Annotated in this window: 13 protein-coding genes and 1 other RNA gene; 1 reads left to right on the top strand and 13 read right to left on the bottom strand. The window is 67.2% G+C overall.

What is annotated here, in order from left to right; all coding sequences use genetic code 11:
- Positions 1 to 24: 24 nt before the first annotated feature.
- The 12 genes from recR to AC1RHV_RS28195 all read right to left on the bottom strand — a co-directional run bounded on the left by recR (position 25) and on the right by AC1RHV_RS28195 (position 11,898).
- Entirely contained in the window at positions 25 to 633 is a 609-nt protein-coding gene (recR, locus tag AC1RHV_RS28250) for a recombination mediator RecR (RefSeq protein ID WP_054451387.1), read from the bottom strand.
- A 19-nt stretch (positions 634 to 652) separates the two neighbouring features.
- Positions 653 to 979 carry a YbaB/EbfC family nucleoid-associated protein gene (locus AC1RHV_RS28245; RefSeq protein WP_042794716.1) on the bottom strand — a complete coding sequence of 109 codons (327 nt, stop codon included), beginning with the start codon at positions 977 to 979 and terminating at the stop codon, positions 653 to 655.
- 45 nt (positions 980 to 1,024) lie between these two features.
- Complete coding sequence (locus AC1RHV_RS28240) at positions 1,025 to 3,190, bottom strand: DNA polymerase III subunit gamma/tau (RefSeq protein ID WP_492302381.1); 2,166 nt, start codon at positions 3,188 to 3,190, stop codon at positions 1,025 to 1,027.
- Between the two features lie 213 nt (positions 3,191 to 3,403).
- Positions 3,404 to 3,501: signal recognition particle sRNA small type (gene ffs / locus AC1RHV_RS28235), an RNA gene on the bottom strand.
- Positions 3,502 to 3,787: 286 nt separating this feature from the next.
- Positions 3,788 to 4,150, bottom strand: coding sequence for a cupin domain-containing protein (locus AC1RHV_RS28230; RefSeq protein ID WP_119450609.1), 363 nt, complete (start codon positions 4,148 to 4,150; stop codon positions 3,788 to 3,790).
- A 28-nt stretch (positions 4,151 to 4,178) separates the two neighbouring features.
- Positions 4,179 to 5,465, bottom strand: coding sequence for an NAD(P)/FAD-dependent oxidoreductase (locus tag AC1RHV_RS28225; protein ID WP_175214347.1), 1,287 nt, complete (start codon positions 5,463 to 5,465; stop codon positions 4,179 to 4,181).
- A gap of 8 nt (positions 5,466 to 5,473) precedes the next feature.
- The gene (locus AC1RHV_RS28220) at positions 5,474 to 7,714 is read right to left on the bottom strand and encodes a N,N-dimethylformamidase beta subunit family domain-containing protein (RefSeq protein ID WP_492302379.1); all 2,241 of its coding nucleotides are present in this window, start codon (positions 7,712 to 7,714) and stop codon (positions 5,474 to 5,476) included.
- A 48-nt stretch (positions 7,715 to 7,762) separates the two neighbouring features.
- Complete coding sequence (locus tag AC1RHV_RS28215) at positions 7,763 to 8,071, bottom strand: N,N-dimethylformamidase alpha subunit family protein (RefSeq protein WP_119450606.1); 309 nt, start codon at positions 8,069 to 8,071, stop codon at positions 7,763 to 7,765.
- A 26-nt stretch (positions 8,072 to 8,097) separates the two neighbouring features.
- Positions 8,098 to 8,889, bottom strand: coding sequence for an ABC transporter permease (locus AC1RHV_RS28210; RefSeq protein ID WP_492302377.1), 792 nt, complete (start codon positions 8,887 to 8,889; stop codon positions 8,098 to 8,100).
- 1 nt (position 8,890) lies between these two features.
- Positions 8,891 to 9,727: an ABC transporter permease gene (locus tag AC1RHV_RS28205; RefSeq protein WP_175162059.1), complete on the bottom strand. Its 837-nt coding sequence runs from the start codon at positions 9,725 to 9,727 to the stop codon at positions 8,891 to 8,893.
- 16 nt (positions 9,728 to 9,743) lie between these two features.
- Complete coding sequence (locus AC1RHV_RS28200) at positions 9,744 to 10,790, bottom strand: extracellular solute-binding protein (RefSeq protein WP_175162062.1); 1,047 nt, start codon at positions 10,788 to 10,790, stop codon at positions 9,744 to 9,746.
- Positions 10,791 to 10,818: 28 nt separating this feature from the next.
- The gene (locus tag AC1RHV_RS28195) at positions 10,819 to 11,898 is read right to left on the bottom strand and encodes an ABC transporter ATP-binding protein (RefSeq protein WP_175162064.1); all 1,080 of its coding nucleotides are present in this window, start codon (positions 11,896 to 11,898) and stop codon (positions 10,819 to 10,821) included.
- 146 nt (positions 11,899 to 12,044) lie between these two features.
- On the opposite strand from AC1RHV_RS28195, the gene AC1RHV_RS28190 reads away from it, so the two are divergent.
- Positions 12,045 to 12,839: an IclR family transcriptional regulator gene (locus tag AC1RHV_RS28190; protein ID WP_119450601.1), complete on the top strand. Its 795-nt coding sequence runs from the start codon at positions 12,045 to 12,047 to the stop codon at positions 12,837 to 12,839.
- 24 nt (positions 12,840 to 12,863) lie between these two features.
- Here AC1RHV_RS28190 and AC1RHV_RS28185 read toward each other — a convergent pair whose 3' ends face one another.
- Positions 12,864 to 16,310 (bottom strand): UvrD-helicase domain-containing protein, encoded by a 3,447-nt coding sequence (locus AC1RHV_RS28185; protein ID WP_492302374.1) that lies wholly within the window; start codon positions 16,308 to 16,310, stop codon positions 12,864 to 12,866.
- Positions 16,311 to 16,313 lie beyond the last annotated feature (3 nt).

The following is a 16,313-nucleotide window of genomic DNA, read 5'->3' as shown; positions in this document are numbered from 1 at the left end:
GCAAGGCGTTCTGGCACTGCGGAATCAGGTGGTCTTGCGCTCCATCAGGGCCCAGGCGATGGTCCCGGCGTCGACGTATTCCAGCTCGCTGCCGGCAGGCACGCCGCGCGCCAGCCGCGTGACCCGCAGGCCGCGCTCGCCCAGCGCTTCGCCCAGGAAGTGGGCGGTGGTTTCGCCTTCGGCGGTGAAGTTGGTGGCCAGGATGACCTCCTGCACCACGCCGTCGGTCGCGCGCTTGATCACCCGCTCGAAATCCAGCTCGCGCGGACCGATCCCTTCGAGCGGCGCGACGCGGCCCATCAGCACGTAATACAGGCCGCGATAGCCGTGGCTGGACTCGATCATGTTCTGATCGGCCGGCGTCTCGACGATGCACAGCAGCGAGGGATCGCGCTTGGGATTGATGCAGGTGCCGCAGACTTCCTCTTCCGAGAAACTGTTGCAGCGGGCGCAATGCTTCAGGTCCCGCACCGCGCCCGCCAACGCCTGCCCCAGCATGTCCGCGCCTTGCGGGTCATGCTGCAGCAGGTGATAGGCCATGCGCCGGGCAGAACGCACGCCCACGCCGGGCAGGCGCCGCAGCGCCTCGATCAGCGAGACGAGCGGCTCGGGTTCAGGCAGTAGCGGGTCCATTGCGGCCTTGGGGCTGCGTTCAGAACGGCAGCTTCATGCCCGGGGGCAGCGGCATGCCGGCGGTGACCGAGGCCATTTTTTCCTGCGAGGTGGCTTCGGCCTTGCGCAGCGCGTCGTTGAACGCGGCGGCGACCAGGTCTTCCAGCATGTCCTTGTCATCGCCCAGCAGCGACGGATCGATGGCCACGCGCTTGACGTCGTGGCGGCAGGTCATGGTGACCTTGACCAGGCCGCCGCCGGAGGCGCCTTCGACCTGGATCTCGGCCAGCGCGTCCTGCGCCTTCTTCATGTTTTCCTGCATTTGCTGCGCCTGGCGCATCAGGCCGGCCAGTTGTCCTTTCATCATGATCGATGCTTCCTTGAACGAGGGGAATGAGAGATGGCCGCCGCTTCAGGCAGCGGCGGCGGGGGAATCTACGTGGCGGATCGAGCCGGCGACGACCTGGCCGCCGAAATCGGCGACGAGCGCCTGTACGAACGGGTCGACCGCGACCGCCTCTTCGGCGGCCTGCTGGCGGGCGGCGCGTTCGGCCTGGGCCACGGCATGCGCCGTCGCCTCGCCAGTCACGCCGACCTCGACGTCCAGCCGTATGCCTTGGCCGAAATGTTCGCACAACACCGTCTGCAGACGGACGCGGCTTTCGCTTTCGGCCAGCGTCTTGACGGCCACGCGCAGGATGACGGCATCGCCCTGCACGCCGGCCCATGCGCTCTGGCGCGCCAGTTCCGCCGCCAAGCCGGTGACCGGCAGGCGCGCAGCCAGCTCGGGCCAGGTTTCCGACGTCATGTCCGTCAGGCGGGCGCGCGACGACTGCCGCTTGCGCGCGGGCGCCGGACCTTCGCGGCGGGCCGCTGGCGGCGGCGCAGCCGAGGGCGCGCTGGCCAGGGTTTCGAAATCATCGTCGTCGGGATCCGACGTAAAGCCGTTGTCCGGCGCAAAGCCGCCTTCGGCTTCGAACGGGATTTCTTCGTCGACCCAGGCGGGCGGGCCTTCGCCATCATCGGTTTGGGGCGCGGGCGCGGGCGCGATGGCTGCGGCGGTCGCGGGCGTGATCGCCAGCGCGGCCGAACCAGCGGTCTTGCCAGCTTCGGACTCGGACATGGCCGGCGCATCGGCAGGCAGTTCTTCCCAGGGCGGCACGCTGCCGGGCCGGGTGGCTTGCGAAGTTTGTTCCAACGCGGCAGGTTCGGGTTCCGCCGCGGCAGGCGCCGGTTCAGCCTTCTGCGCGACGGCTGCGGGAGCCGCGGACTCAGCCGGAGCAGGAGCCTGCGCGGCCACGGGCGGCGCCGGAATCGCGGCGACCGGTGCAGGCTCCGCAACCGCTGGTGCGGCTGCGGGCTGAACGGCTGCCGGCGCGGGCTGGGGCTGCGCCGCGGCGGGCGCAGGCGCGGCAACTGCCGCCGGCGCTGCGGCCGCATCGGCAGTCTGACGGGCCGGCGCGGCGGGCGCTTCGAGCGCGGTCTGCGGGCCGGCGTCGCCATTGAGCGCCAGCATGCGCAGGCAGGCCATGATGAAGCCCGCGTACTCGTCGGGTGCCAGGGTCAGTTCGCTGCGGCTGTGCACCGCCACGGAATAGAACAGCTGCACCGCGTCCGGGTGCAGAGCCAGCGCCAGCCGGGCAATGTCGCCGGCCAGCGGATCCTCGGCGGGGGTCACGCCGCGCACGCGCTGCTCGATGGCGACGCGCGACAGCAGCACGGCCAGGTCGGCCAAGGCGCCAGCATAGGACAGGCCGCGGATGGCCAGTTCATCCGCCACCGCCAGCACGCCCTTGGCGTCGCCAGCGGACAGCGCATCCAGCAGGCGCACCAGATGCCGCTGGTCGATGGTGCCGAGCATGCCGCGCACGGCGTCCTCGGTCAGGTTGCCGGCGCTATAGGCAATGGCCTGGTCGGTCAGCGACAGCGCGTCGCGCATGGACCCCGCGGCCGCCTGCCCGATCAGCCGCAAGGCCGGCACGTCGAAGCCCACCGCTTCCTGGCCGAGCACGGCCTGCAGATGGCCGACGATGGAATCGGCCGGCATCTGCTTCAGGTTGAACTGCAGGCAGCGCGACAGCACCGTCACCGGAATCTTCTGCGGGTCGGTGGTCGCGAGGATGAATTTGACGTGCGGCGGCGGCTCTTCCAGTGTCTTGAGCATGGCGTTGAACGCATGCCCGGTCAGCATGTGGACTTCGTCGATCATGTAGACCTTGAAGCGCCCTGCTCCCGGCGCGTACACCGCCTGCTCCAGCAACTGCGTCATTTCCTCGACGCCGCGGTTCGAGGCCGCGTCCAGCTCGAGGTAGTCGACGAAACGCCCGGCATCGATCTCCGTGCAGGCGCGACAGACGCCGCAAGGCTTGGACGTGATGCCTGTTTCGCAGTTGAGGGACTTCGCCAGGATGCGCGAGAGCGTGGTCTTGCCGACGCCGCGGGTTCCCGTGAACAGCCAGGCGTGATGCAGGCGTTGGGTGTCGAGCGCATGCGTCAGCGCGCGCACCACGTGATCCTGTCCCACGAGGGTATCGAACGATCTCGGCCGCCACTTGCGGGCCAGTACCAGATAAGTCATGGGTGGATTGTAGAGCCTGTTTCGCAAGCTGGCCCGAAATGGCCGGTCCAGCTGCCGGGGTTCGGCGCTGAGCATGGCATCCATGCTCAGCGCGGCCTGAAACGCAAAGGGGACGGGCTTATTCCCGTGGAACGTATCCTTGGAAAATAACCCCGTCCCCCTTGAAAGCGGCGACATCATGGATAGTCATGACGCGCTGCTTTGAAGAATCCGGTTGGCGAGCCTTACTCCGGCACTGACCCTAAACGACTATGGCTGCTTCGTTCCCGACCTGACCAGGTTCACCGCCGAACCATGCGGAGGGGCCCGCCAGCCGAGATTCTAGCAGAGCTGCGCTTCGCTTGCTTGCTAGCCTCTCGGCTGGCGGGCCCCGGGGGGCTGAATGTGCGCCCCCTCCCCGGCCCTCCCCCCGAGGGGGAGGGGGTTGGGACGTCGCTTCGCTGGTCCTTTTGGCTCGCTTCGCTTTGCCTGGCTTGGACTGCTTTTGCGCGCCTTTCCCCCTCGTTTGGCTATCTCCACTGGGCTGCGCTTTTCTTGATATGCCTGATCGCGAATGGGAGGGGTGACGGGTTGCAGGGTTGGCCGGGCGATGGCTTCTTATTTGGACGTGGCGGCGGCCAGAACATAGAGTTTGCGGACAGTGGCGTGGATGTGCCAGACGCCTTGGGTGCCGGGGGGCATGGCCAGGGTGTCGCCTGCGCGGAATTGCAGGGGGGGCTGGCCGTCGGGCGTAAAGGTGCCGGAGCCGGCAAGGATGTGCATGATCTCGCCTTCCTGGACCTCGCGGCGGAACTGACCGGGGGTGCATTCCCAGATGCCGGCGCTGGTGGCTTCGGCGCCGGGGATCACTATCTTGCTTGCGCGCAGCGTGCAGGCGGGGTCGCTGAGCGGGATGCCGACGGGGCCGAGCTCGTCGAGCTGGGCGGAGTCGCCGGTCTGGGGGATGTGCTGGATGGACATGGGTGCTCCGGGGTTGGGGTTGGCGCCTCTACGAGAGCTTGTCGCACAGGCCGTAGTAGGCAACGCCGAGGGCGATGTAGAAACGCTTAAGGCCGTGGAACGGCAGCGGCGTGATCGGAGTGACCGGGTATGGCATGGGTTCGCCGGCGGCGATGGTGCGGGCGAGGTAGCGGCCCATCTGCGTCGCCAGCGCAACGCCGCGACCGTTGTAGCCCAGCAGGATGTGCAGGTTGGGCGAAGGCTGGTGCACGTGCGGCACGAAGTCGCGCGTCAGGGCGATGCGGCCGGCCCAGCGGTAGGTAAACGGAATCCGGGCCAGCTCGGGAAACAGCATGCGCGCCCCCCGCACCAGGTGATCCCAGTCTTGCTGCGCGACGGGGTCAGCGAACTGGCCCCGGCCGCCCAGGACGAAACGGCCCTCATGGTCGCGGCGGAAGTACAGCAGCAGGCGGCGGGAGTCCGAGGCCACGACGCCGCCGGGCATGATGTGACCGCAAGCCTGCGCGTCCAGCGGCCCCGTAGCGACGATGAAGCTGTTGGCCGCGATGACGCTGCGCTGCAGGCCTGGCCACAAGCCGTTGGTATAGCCGTTGGTGGCGATCAGCGCGTGGTCTGCCCGGACCGTGGCGCCCTGCTCCGTGCGTGCCAGCCAATGCTGGCCTGAACGCTCCAGCGCCTTGACGCGGGTATGGCCGTGCACGGCAGCCCCGGCGGCTTGCGCCGCCGCCAGCAGGCCGCGTGTGTAGAGCAACGGCTGGATGCTGCCGGCGCGCCGGTCTATCCAGCCGCCCAGGAACCGGTCAGTGCCCAGACGCGCGCTGACCGTTTCCCGGTCCAGGATTTCCACCGGCGCGCCGCGCTCCAGCCACTGCCGCGCCCGATCCGACACCGTCTCCAGGGCCCGGGCCGAGTGGGCCGGCTGTATCCAGCCGGCGCGCGTGGCATGGCAGGCGATGGCGTGCCTATCGATAAGTTCGAACACCGCGTCGGCGGCCGACCCCACCATGCTCAACAGCGGCTCCCCCCGTTCCTTCCCATAACGGGCCAAGATCGCCCGCGGGTCGTGCTTGATGCCCGGAATGACCTGCCCGCCGTTGCGGCCGGAGGCACCCCAGCCTGGGTCCTGGGCATCGAGCACGCAGACGCGCAGCCCCGATTCGCTCAGATGCAAGGCCGTGGACAGGCCGGTAATGCCCGCGCCGACGATGACGACGTCGTATTGGACGGAACCGGTCAGGGCCGGCGTCGCGGGCGCCTGTCCCGCGGTCTGCTGCCACAAGGATTGCCGGGCATCGGCCGAGTCTGGTGCGCGCATGGTGGGTATCAGCGTCCGCTGGCCTGGGGAAACACGAAGGGCGTGGCGTCGGCGAACCGGGCAAGCACGTTCGCGGTGATGCGCGACACGTTGTTGTCGTAGCCGTTCCAGGCCAGCGACGCGCCCCACGTGATCGAGCCCGTGGAGAACACGGCGCCGCCGTTCAGGCATTCGTAGAACACCAGGTCCGCATAGCAGTGCTTGGCTTCCTCGCCGTTGATGGTGGGATGGTGATAGGTGGTCTCTTCGGGCACCACGTTGTAGTAGCGCGTGTGCTTTTCCGAGCGGGCCACGATCAAGGTGTGCGGCGGCGTGCCCAGGCGGTAGTCGACGCGGTCGATCTCGTCGCCCGCGGCGCCGCCCCCGCTGCTGCCGAAATCGCCGATGATCTCGTCCTCCACGCCGTCGAACATGAAGGCGACGCGCGGATCATGGCTTTCGGGCCGCCGGCGGTAATAGGATGAGGCGTCGAACCCGGTCGCGGTCGTGCCGATACCGGTCAGCGTCTGCGGCGCGATCCCGATGCGGCGCCAGGTGCCGCCGTATTCGCCGGTATAGCTGTGGTAGCTCTCGCCCGCCGGCGTCTCGCTGTAGCGGGCGCCGGTCTCGGTCCGGCGCAGTTCCATCAGCCAGGGCTTCTCGGGATGGTAGGCGCAACGCCAGTAGAAGCCGTTGCCGCCCATGTACATGAGGCGACCGCCCTGCCCCTGGTATGCCACCATTGCCTGCCACATGCGCGTGGTCCAGTACTCGGGGTGCGCGCCGGTCATGACGACCTTGTAGCCATCCAGTGCCTGCAGACCCTCCGCGTGCAGCATGTCGTCCGTGATGACGTCGTAGTCGAAACCCTTTTCATCCAGCCAGTCCAGGAAATGCGTGTCGCCATTGAGCGACCAGGTGCGGCATTGCAGGTGCATGCTGAAAACCGGTCGCAGGCGCGAGGCGTAGTAGACGCCGTAGCCATCCGAATGCGTGTCGTACATGGACAGGCCGAGCTCGCGATGCTCGCCCAGATAGGTCTCCCATGGATACAGGACCATGAAGTTGCCGGACTTCATTTCCATGCCCTCTTCATCCAGGCGGTAGTGCGAGTTCGAGTACGCCATGTAGGTGGCCGTCGACGCCAGGAACGCGATCCGCTTGCGTGGGCCGCCCGCCTTCGGGCGCACGATGAAGGTGATGCGCTCCTGCTCTCCCGCCGCGCCGGTAAGGCGCGCCGCATACAGGCCGCTGGGCAGGTCATCCGGCACGGCCAGGCTGAAGTCGGTTTCCCAGCCCGCGTCTTCCAGCGTGTCGTCATGGAAGTGCAGCGCGGCGAAATGGTCTGGGCGTTCGCGCCAGAACATGACGCTGGAATCCCAGCGCAGGCCGGGCACGCCGCGCGCGGGCAGGTTCTCGATGCGCCCCTCGGACCAGGGCCGGGCTGCGTCGACGATGACGTCGGTGTCGATGCGTTGCGAAAAATCCCATGCGGCCAGAGGCGGCGCGGCATGGCGGCGCGCCGCGGCCTCGACGCGTAGCTGCGCCAGGTCGGCATCGCCCGCGGCATACGGCAGCAACGTGGGCGAATCGAGCCGCCCGTTATAGTGCCGGGCATAGCGTGGAAACGGCTTGCCGGTGGCGGCCGCGCCCATCGTCAGCGGCAGGCTCGCCAGCGCAGCCGGATCCACCGCTGTCAGCCGGCCACTAGCCTGCGCATGGGAATCCACGGCCAGCAAGGGATTGGCGGGAGTCTGCCGCAGCGCGACCGTTCCCGCATCCAGGTCCATGTTCACCGCCACCAGGTACCACTGTCTCGCGGCCATGGGCAACGCCAGCGTGAGACGCTCGCTCTTGCCCCCACTGCCCTGCTCCCAGAACAGACGGCCGTCTCTGTCCAGGCCCAGCGCGTAGCCGACGTGCGCGGCCTCGTCCCAGCGCGACAGGATCGCCTGATCGCCGCCGTTGCAGGGCAAGGTCGGCATCACCGCCAGGATCCAGCTCTTGCAGCCCGAGACAGGCTCGCTGAACGCCGGCGCCACCGCGCGCGAGCCGGTTTCCGTGCCTTGCGGACGTCCGGCGATACCGGTGGCGATACCAGACAACACCACGGTTTCCTTCAGCCCCGGCGCGCCCGGCGACACGTCGCCGCTGCGGATGCGCACCAGATCGGCGTCGTAGCGCAGTGCCTGCGCACAGCTGACTTTGAATTCTATGGTCTCTCCCGGCGCGATCGTCCAGGTGCTGGGGTACCCCAGGATCTCGTACATACAGGCTCCGTCGATTGGGTTCAGGCCACACGGCGTGGCGGCCGGCGTTCAGTCCAGGTCGGACGGCCAGGGATAAGGGGAATGAATGGCCCAGCGGATCTTCAGCAAAGCCCACTGCGCATCGGCCAACTTGGCGTAGCGCTGCGGCGCCAGCTCGACCGGATCGCCCCGCCCCTCGCCCAGCGTGCCAATGGCATATTCCGAATAGGGCTTGGTGCAGACGATGACCTGCTTGCCGGCCATGGGCTCCATCCGCAAGCGGTTGAGCAGGCGGTTCAGCTTCAACGGCCGGTTCTTGGTGGTGGTCGTCCTGAAGTGCTTGAGCAATTCCGCATCTTCGGGCTGGATCTCATACATATCGGGCTCCGGACATAAAAAGGGGTTCAGTGGTCGCGCTCCGGCGCGGCGAACATCTCCAGCCCGACCGTGCGCTCCAGCAGCAGCACCAGCGCAAGCGTGAAGACGATCAGGGACGTGGCGATGGCGGCGATCACCGGGCTGGCGCTTTCCTGTATCTGCGTGAGGATGCGCACGGGCAAGGTGTTGACATCGGGGGCGACCAGGAAAACGGTGATCGTCGCCTCGTCGAACGACACGATGAAGCAAAACAGGAACGCAGTGATCAAGCCGGGCTTGAGCATGGGCAGGGTTACAGTGCGCAGCACCTGCGCGGGCCGCGCACCCAGGCTCATGCTGGCTTCTCCCAGCGCGGGGTCCAGCTTGCGCAAGGAGTTCAGGATGGGGCGATAGGCGAACGGCAGCGTAATGATGCAATGCGCCAGCACGATGCCCAGGTACGAGCCGCTGACGCCCAGCAAGCCGAGCAGTCCGAGGAAGGCCACGCCCAGCGCCGCGTTGGGAAACACCAGCGGCAGCATGATCAGGGACTCCATCAGGCCGCTACCCCTGATGCGGCTGCGGTCCAGCACCAACGCGGCCAACAGGGCCGCCGAGGTGCTGATGAACGCCACCAGCAAGGCGATGACGGCGCTGACGGCCAGCAGGCCCAGCCACTGCGCGTCGGTAAAGAATTCCAGGTACCAGCGCCACGACAGCGAGGCCAGAGGCAAGGTGAAATAACCCGTGGAGGTGAACGACGACACCGCCACCACCAGGATGGGCAAAGGCAGGAAGCCGAACAGCAGCACCAGCAGCAAGCGGTAGAGCCAGCGCATATCAAACTCCCATTCCGGACACGCGCGCGGCGACGCGGCGTTCAAGCCATTGCAGCGGGATGACCAGCGAGAACGCCGCGAACAGCAGGACGATCGCCATGCTGGCGGCCTTCGGGTAGTCGAAGACCTGCAACACGTCCTGGTAGATCTGCGTGGCCAGCATGCCGTCGCGCACGCCGCCCAGCAGCAGCGGCGTGACGATGGCGCCGGTGGACAGCAGGTAGACCAGCATGGCCCCGGTAATAACGCCCGGCAGACTCAGCGGCAAGGTGACGTGCATAAAGGTCTTCACCGGGCCAGCCGACAAGGTTTGCGACGCCTCGTCCAGCGCGCGGTCCAGGTGCAGCAGCACCGCCAACACCGAAACGATGAAGAATGGACAGAAGACATGCACCAGGCCGATTACGACGCCGGTCATGTTGAAGATCAACCGCATGGGCGTATCGATCAGACCGAGCGACAATAGCAGCGAGTTCAAGGTGCCCTTGGGGCCCAGGATCACCACCCAGCCGTAGGTGCGCACCACCACGCTGACCAGCCACGGCGTGATGACCAGCATCATCAGGAGATTCCGATTGCCCCGGTAGCGCGAGATAGCATAGGCGATGGGATAACCGACCAGCACGGAGAACAGCGTGACAACCAGCGCGATCCCTATCGTGCGCAACAGCACCGCGACGTAGTCGGCCCGAGCGAAGAAGCTGGCGAAGTTGCCCAAGCCGAAACCTTCCCCGGTGCGCAGCGATTCGACGACGAGATAGGCGATTCCCGTGACGAACATGAGGATCAGGATCGCTGGAGGAAGCAGCAGTATCAGCGGCGGCCGGGTCGATTTCATCGAGGCGGCTCCGGGCTTACCGGCCAGCGCCCGCCATGGCGCGCTCGACCAGCTCGATGCGCGACTTGCGGGATTCGGCGATGTAGTTCCAGTCCGGCTGGTAGAGCTGGTCGCGCAGGGCTTTCAGCGGTTGTCCCAGTTCTTTTTCAGTGGCCGCAGACAACTTGGCCATGCTGTTCAGCGGCAGATAGCCGGCGACGTCGGCGATGCGCGACTGCCCTTCCGGCTGCGCCACGTAGTTCAGCCACTTCAGGTAGCTGGCGCGGCCCTGCGCCTTCTTGGGCACAACCACGATGTAGGGCAGGATCAGCGCGCCCTCCTTGGGGATGACCATCTCGATATTGGTCTGCCCGTCGCGCTTCATCTGCCAGACGCGGGTCGAGTAATAGGGAGCCGCCGTGACCTCGCCGCGCTGCAGCAGTTGGTTCATCTGCGCCATCGAGCTGTACATCGCCAGCGAGTTCTTGCCCAGCGCGGTCAGCAGGGCCAAACCCTTGGCGGTGTCGCGCTCATTGCCGCCTTCGGCCACCGACATGATGGTCAGGTCATAGGCCGAGCTGTAGACCGGGCGGGTAACGGATAGCTTGCCCGCCCATTTGGGATCGCCGAGCGCTTTCCACGACGAAAAATCGGAGGGTTTGGCCAGGTCCTTGTTGACCGCGATACCGTAGTAGGCGAAATAGGTGCTGACGCCGATCAGGCGCCCGCCGGGCGTCTTGAGCAGGTACTTCTCAGGCACGTTCTTCAGCGCCGGCACCTCGCTCATGTCGAAATCTTCGAGCAGACCGTCGCTGTACATCTGCGAGGCCTCGAAGAATGACGACAATGCCGCGTTGAATTTGGGTGCGTCCTTCTGCGCGCGCACCTGGGCCTCGGGCGTGGGCACTTCGACGATCTTCACGCCGATTCCGGTCTCTTTGGTGAAGGGCTCGGCGTAGGCCTCGCGCCACGCCGCACCGACGCCGCCGCCCCAGGTGGCCATGGTGATTTCCTGCGCGCCGGCTGCGCCGCAAACGGCCATGAACGCGGCGGTGGTCCAGTTGGCGAATCGATGGATGCTCATTGTGCGACTCCAGTAAGAGTGAACAGCGCTAGAGGGAAACGACCGAAATGCGGCTGTCGTCCCAGGTCAGTCCAACGGCTGCGCCCTGTTCGGGCAGGGGCAGTCCGTCCTGTGCAGGCCAGTCGGCGATCAAGGTGCGGGCGCCGGCCTGTAGCCAGACGCGGGTGTTCTGTCCGGCGTAGACGCGGCGTTCCACGCGGGCCTGCAGGCGCGCGCCGGCCATCGGCGTCAGCTTCAGGTGCTGGGGGCGCAGCGACACACCCACGGCACTGCCCGCGGCGAAACGCGGCTCCGGCAGATCAAAGGCACAGCGGAGTTCGGCGCAGTCCACGCGCGCCGCGCCGGTCTGCACCACGCCTTCGAAGAAGTTCGTGTCGCCCACGAACTCCGCAACGAAGCGGGTCTGCGGCTTTTCGTAGATGGTGGCGGGATCGCTGACTTGGTCGATCAGACCGTTGCGGAACACGGCAACGCGGTCGGACATGGTCAGGGCTTCTTCCTGGTCGTGCGTCACGAAGATGAAAGTGGTGCCGAGCTTTTCCTGGATCAGCTTCAGCTCGGTCTGCATCTGGCGGCGGATTTTCATATCCAGGGCGCCGAGTGGCTCGTCCAGTAGCAGCACCCGCGGCTCCATGACGATGGCGCGCGCCAGCGCCACGCGCTGCTTCTGTCCGCCGGAGATTTGGCCGATGTAGCGCGCGCCATAACCCTCCAGGCCCACCATCGCCAGCGAGCGCTCCACCTTGCTGCGGATGGCGGCAGGCGTTTCGCGACGCATCCTCAGGCCGTAGCCGATGTTCTCCGCGACGGTGAGGTGCGGAAACAAGGCAAGGTTCTGGAAAACCATCCCGAGGGGACGGCGGTATGGCGGCGCGGACAGGATCGACAGCCCGTCGATCCGCACCTCGCCGGAGGTGGGTGTTTCGAAGCCGGCGATGATCCGGATGAGCGTGGTCTTGCCGCAGCCGCTCGGGCCCAGCAGCGTCAGAAACTCGCCTTCGCGCACATCGAGGCTGACGCCCTTCAATGCCGCCGACGCGCCAAACGTCTTGCTGACGTTCTGGACCTGGAGGATCGGCGTCCCCGCTGTTTTCTGACCCTGCCCCATGCTCACACACTCCGGCAAAACAGATGAATGAGCGCAGAATATTGGAACGAATATGCTTTGGGCAATAGTAAAATCCCGCATGAAGATTTAATATTACCGCTAGGCGATAATTAACACCCAAAATTCGGGAAAACGAGGAGCCCAAAATGCTGGAACAGGCCGAACTGGAAGTCGACGATGGCATGTTCAATCACTCGTTCGCGAGAGGGCTGAAAGTGCTGTTCGCGTTCCGCGGCGCGCAAAGCGCAATGTCCTTGTCGGAAGTGGCGCAAGCCGTGGGCACCAGCGTCAGCACGGCCCAGCGCACCGTGTACACGCTGGAAAAACTGGGCCTCATCAGCAAATCGCCCAAGACGCGCAAGTTCAGCCCCACGCTGCGAGTGCTGGAACTCGGCTACAACTACATCGCGGCCGACCCGCTGGTCGAAGCCGCCAATCCATTTCTGGCCGAACTGTCCAACATCACCGGGGAAACAGTCAACCTGACCGAACCCCTGGACCACGAAATGGTCTACGTGTCCCGGGTCGTGGCAGCGAAGTTCATTCCCATCCACATGCCCATCGGCAGCCGCATCCCGATGTACTGCACGGCCAGCGGCCGCGCCTACCTGGGAGCGCTGCCGGAAGACGCCGCCCAGGCCATACTCGATGCATCGCCGCTGCAGCGCCATACGCAATGGACCGAGACCGATCCAACCAGGTTGATGGAGATCGTCCGCCAAGCGCGGCGCGAAGGCATCGCGTACAACAAGGAAGAGCTGTTCCTGGGCGACATGACGATTGCCGCGCCCATCATGGGCCAGCGCGGCACGCCCGTTGCCGCCGTGCACATAGTGGCGCCAACCAGCCGCTGGACCCTTGAAGAGGCGCTGGCGCGACTGGGTCCGCTAGTGTTCGACTGCGCCCGCGGCATCAACAATTCGGTGCGCTCGTTTACCTGACGGCCACCGGGCCGGCGGCCCGCGCTACAACAGGTCGATCCAGGCGCGGGCCCGCGGAAAGTAGAGGGCGGCGCGCGCTGCGCGGCCGTCCAGCGCCGTGACCTGCGCGCAATAGCGCAACAGTTGGTCGCCGTGGCGTTGGCGCATGCGAGCGGCGAAGGCGGTGGGGGTTTCGCCGGGGTGCGGGCGGCCGGTCTTGTAGTCGACGATGAGCCAGCCGTCTTCGGTGCTGAGGGCCAGGTCGATGACGGACACCTTGCCGGCGGCGTCGATCAGGGGCCATTCGCGGCGGGCGCCGGATTGGGACAAAAGCCACAGGCCACGTTCGTCGGCCAGGGTGGCTTGCAGGGTTTCGAGCACGGCCTCGGAGGCGGCGTCGGCCTGGCTGGCGGGGATGCCGGCGCGCGTGAGTTGGCGGCGCATGGCGGGCAAGCGTTCGGCCAGCGCGTCGGCGGACCAGGCCTGAACGCCGTCCTGGCCGATGCGCGCCAGCCAGGCATGCGACAAGGTGCCGATGGCAGCGTCGTAGCCGGCCTCCAGTTGCCAGGCGGGATGTTCGCCGCCATCGCCCCAGGCGCCGCGCGCTGCGGCGCCAAAGCCGGGGCTGACCGCCACGTCCGCCACGCGCGCCAATTGCGCCAGGCCCGCGCGGTCCACGCGCCGCAAGGGTTCGCCCTGCCACTCGGGACCGTCGGCTTCCTGCACCACCGTTTCGCCATCCAGCGACGGCGGTGTCGGTGTGGCCAGGCAGGGCCACAAGCGGCCCAGCAGGCTGGCGGAGGACGGCGTCTTGACCTGGCCGCTGGCTTCGTCCACCGACACGTGGCCCACGAGGTGCAGGCGCTTGCGCGCCCGCGTCGCTGCCACATACAGCAGGCGATCGATTTCGTAGGATGCGCGGCGCGCCTCGCGCGCGCCCAGGTAGCGCGACAGGGGGTCGGCCTCGGTTTCGGCGCGCGGCTTTACCGGACCGAACAGCACGCGGCCGCCGCTCTGCTCAAAGCGCACGAGCGGCGCCTGATCGCCGCGCGGCGCGCGGTGCAGGCCGTACAGGATGACGGTTTCGAACTGCAGTCCCTTGGACTTGTGCATGGTCATGATTTCGACCGCGCCCGTGTCTTCGTCCGCCGCGTCCGGCGCGGCGAACAAGCGCGCGATGCCGGCGTCCAGGGCCGCGACGTCGATGGCGCCGTGCGGCGCCAGGCGCTCGACCAGCTGGAACAGGCTTTCCGCATCGTTGGCGACAGACAGGCCGGCGTACAACGCCGGGCCGCCCAGGCGGCGCCACAGCGACTCCACCCACGCCGCGAAAGGCATGGCGCCCGAGGCGTTGCGCTTGTCGAGCAGGATGCCCGCCACCTGACGCAAGCGCTCGAACTCGTCGGCGCCGAGCACGCTTTGCGCCGATGGCGTGTCCGGCGCTGCGGGCGCCGCGTCGAACAATGACCCCTGAGGCGCGCTGGTGGCGGATGAAGGTACGGTCTGCGGCGCGATGCGCAGGGCGCGCTCCAGCAGCACCGGCACCGGCGTGATGTGGTCGTCGCCGAATAAGCGCTGCAGGGATGTCAGCGTCAAGCCGCAGTACGGCGCGCGCAGCACCGACAGCCAGGCCAGACGGTCGCCTGCATGCGACAAGGCCCGCACCAGTTGCACCAGGTCTGCCACCACCGGCCGCAGCGCCAGCGGCACCAGGTCCACCGCGCGGCAGCGTATGCCTTCCTGCGCCAGGCGGCGGGTCAGGTTGCCCAGATGGCTGCGTGCCCGCACCAGCACGGCGACGGGATGCTTGGCCCCCTTGTGGTCGATCAGCGCCTGGCGTACCAGGTCCACCGCAATGTCTTCAGCCTGCGCTTCCGCGGGGGCCGCGCCCTCGCGCGACCAGGCCGGGTGAAAGCGCACAGCGGGTTCCGGCAGCGCTTCATGGAAAGCGGTGGACGGGCTGTAGGCGATGGCTCCCGCCGCCGCATCGCTGCGCCGGGGCAGCAACTGCGCAAACGACTGGTTGACCCATTCGACGATGCCCGCCTGCGAGCGGAAGTTGTCGGTAAGGTTGAGGAAATCCGGCTGCAGTTCGCCTACGCCGATGTCGGCGACTTCCAGGAACAGGCCCACTTCCGCCTTGCGGAAACGGTAGATGGACTGCATCGGGTCGCCCACCAGGAACAGGCTGCGGCCGTCGCCCTGCTGCCAGCCCGAGGTCAGCGTGCGCAGCAGGTCCAGCTGGGTCTGGCTGGTGTCCTGGAATTCGTCGATGAGCAGATGGCGGATCGAGGCGTCCAGCTTCAGCAGCAGTTCGCCCGGATCGTCGGCGCTGCCCAGCGCGGCCGCGGCGCGCTGCGAGATTTCGATGAAATCCACCTCGCCCGTGTCGGCGAAGCGCAGCCGCAACTGCGCCACCGCCAGCGCCAGCGTCATCAGCTGCGCGCCCAGCACCTCCCATTGCGCATCGGTGAAATGTGGCGCGGGCACGTCGCGCACCGCATGCAGGCGGCGCACCCAGACTGCGTCCGGGTCGGCGGCTTCCAGCCACGCCACGAACGGGTCCTTGTGCGCGCACTTGGCAGGAAAGCCCAGGTTCTTGTTGACGGTCTTGCGCAAGGTGCCGGTGCCCGTCAGCAGCAGATGCGCCACGGCTTGCCAGAGCTCCAGCGCTTCGGCGTCAGGCGGCGGCTCTTCTGTCCAGTCCAGCAAGGCCAGCAGCTTGTTTTCGGCCTCTCCATCCTGCAGATTGGCGGCAGCCAGCCGCGCCGGGCCGCATAGCGCTTCGGCCCAGCCATAGGGCATGGCCTCGCTGAGCGCGTCCAGGTCTTCGCCGATGGCCTCGGCCAGCATGGCTTCCATGCCCTCGCGGTCGGAGCCGTGGCGCAGCAGTGGCAGCCACTGGTCACGTTGACCCAGCATGTCGGCGATGGCCTCCTTGGCGGCCTGCACGTCCACGTCCAGATGCTTGAGGAGGATGCGCACGGCCTCGTAGTCGTCGGCAAGGTCCAGGGTGGCGCGCGCCGCCGCCTCGTAGTGGGTGCGCGCATCATCCGTGATCTCGGGCATGCCGCCCAGCTCCGACAACCAAGGCATGCTGCGCACCAGGCCCGCGCAGAAGGAGTCGATGGTGCGGATGGCCAGGCGCGCGGGATGGTCCAGCAGATGCCAGCCCTGCTCGTCGTTGCGCGCCAATGCGGCGCGCGCGAGTTCCCAGCTGCGGCGCTCGTGCATGGCTTCGGGCGGCGCATCCAGTCCGCGGCGCAGCTTGCTCAGCACGCGCGCGTGCATCTCCGACGCGGCCTTGCGCGTGAAGGTGATGGCGACGATTTCTTCCGGACGGTTCACAGTGGCCAGCAGCGCCAGGATGCGATCCGTCAGCAGCTCGGTCTTGCCCGAGCCGGCGGGCGCCTGCACCAGAAACGAACGGGTCGGATCCAGCGCGTCGGCGCGCGCCATATGGTCATGCGGCAAGCGTTCTTGTTCAGCCATGGC

Source organism: Achromobacter sp. GW823-FHT04E03, from assembly GCF_058796095.1.
Note: the sequence above shows the minus strand (reverse complement) of the source record. Positions and strands in the feature narration are given on the sequence as shown.

Excerpts from the sequence above, each read along its gene's own strand:
- recR (WP_054451387.1), bottom strand. The coding sequence starts at position 633 with ATGGACCCGCTACTGCCTGAACCCGAGCCGCTCGTCTCGCTGATCGAG.
- AC1RHV_RS28240 (WP_492302381.1), bottom strand. The coding sequence starts at position 3,190 with ATGACTTATCTGGTACTGGCCCGCAAGTGGCGGCCGAGATCGTTCGAT.
- AC1RHV_RS28195 (WP_175162064.1), bottom strand. The coding sequence starts at position 11,898 with ATGGGGCAGGGTCAGAAAACAGCGGGGACGCCGATCCTCCAGGTCCAG.
- AC1RHV_RS28225 (WP_175214347.1), bottom strand. The coding sequence starts at position 5,465 with ATGCGCGCACCAGACTCGGCCGATGCCCGGCAATCCTTGTGGCAGCAG.
- AC1RHV_RS28215 (WP_119450606.1), bottom strand. The coding sequence starts at position 8,071 with ATGTATGAGATCCAGCCCGAAGATGCGGAATTGCTCAAGCACTTCAGG.
- AC1RHV_RS28220 (WP_492302379.1), bottom strand. The coding sequence starts at position 7,714 with ATGTACGAGATCCTGGGGTACCCCAGCACCTGGACGATCGCGCCGGGA.
- AC1RHV_RS28245 (WP_042794716.1), bottom strand. The coding sequence starts at position 979 with ATGATGAAAGGACAACTGGCCGGCCTGATGCGCCAGGCGCAGCAAATG.
- AC1RHV_RS28190 (WP_119450601.1), top strand. The coding sequence starts at position 12,045 with ATGCTGGAACAGGCCGAACTGGAAGTCGACGATGGCATGTTCAATCAC.
- AC1RHV_RS28185 (WP_492302374.1), bottom strand. The coding sequence starts at position 16,310 with ATGGCTGAACAAGAACGCTTGCCGCATGACCATATGGCGCGCGCCGAC.
- AC1RHV_RS28205 (WP_175162059.1), bottom strand. The coding sequence starts at position 9,727 with ATGAAATCGACCCGGCCGCCGCTGATACTGCTGCTTCCTCCAGCGATC.
- AC1RHV_RS28230 (WP_119450609.1), bottom strand. The coding sequence starts at position 4,150 with ATGTCCATCCAGCACATCCCCCAGACCGGCGACTCCGCCCAGCTCGAC.
- AC1RHV_RS28210 (WP_492302377.1), bottom strand. The coding sequence starts at position 8,889 with ATGCGCTGGCTCTACCGCTTGCTGCTGGTGCTGCTGTTCGGCTTCCTG.
- AC1RHV_RS28200 (WP_175162062.1), bottom strand. The coding sequence starts at position 10,790 with ATGAGCATCCATCGATTCGCCAACTGGACCACCGCCGCGTTCATGGCC.